At 45.6% G+C, this 533-nt stretch carries 1 protein-coding gene; it reads right to left on the minus strand.

Annotated features, from left to right (window positions below; all coding sequences use genetic code 11):
* Positions 1 to 533, minus strand: a 533-nt coding sequence (locus tag AB4585_RS23800; protein WP_372171234.1) for a hypothetical protein, incomplete at both ends; no start/stop codon positions are given.

Below are 533 nucleotides of genomic sequence, written 5' to 3' on the forward strand. Positions count from 1 at the left end.
GTTCAATACTATAGGCTGTGTAAATGCCTTCTCTGTCATGGGTGTTGTGCATCGAAGCAATCTGATTGAGGAAGCCAAGATTGAGGGGCAGTGACAGCTTTAGCCAGTCATACTGCATCTCACAAAATAATCGGTAGGATTTTTTAATCCAGATTTCTTCGGGTAGTGGGTGCGTGCGTTTCACTTCCAGGCGACCTGTGCCGGTGTTAGCTCTCATCTTAAAGTCAGTAAGGTGACTCAGTTCATTAAATGCCTGTACAAGATAGGATTCTAGGTTTTCCTGAATTGCTGGCACATAGAGAGTGCTTGGGTATGACTGTGGAGTATAGGTGTAATGTGAGCTCTCCAAGGCGATGTAGTCAATGTGCAAAGCGAGGAGGAGTTTATCTTGCTGGGTAGCAATGATCAGTGTGCCAGGCGGGTTCACTTGCTGTCCGTCATTGGGGAACAGTCGAGCCGTGGTCATTGTAAAATCAAAGCAGGGAATAAGGTAATAGGTGACATCAAGAGAGGTAAATTCCGTCATCTTGAAT

It is taken from the genome of Vibrio sp. 10N.222.49.C9 (assembly GCF_041474985.1).
Classification (GTDB): Bacteria; Pseudomonadota; Gammaproteobacteria; order Enterobacterales; family Vibrionaceae; genus Vibrio; species Vibrio crassostreae_C.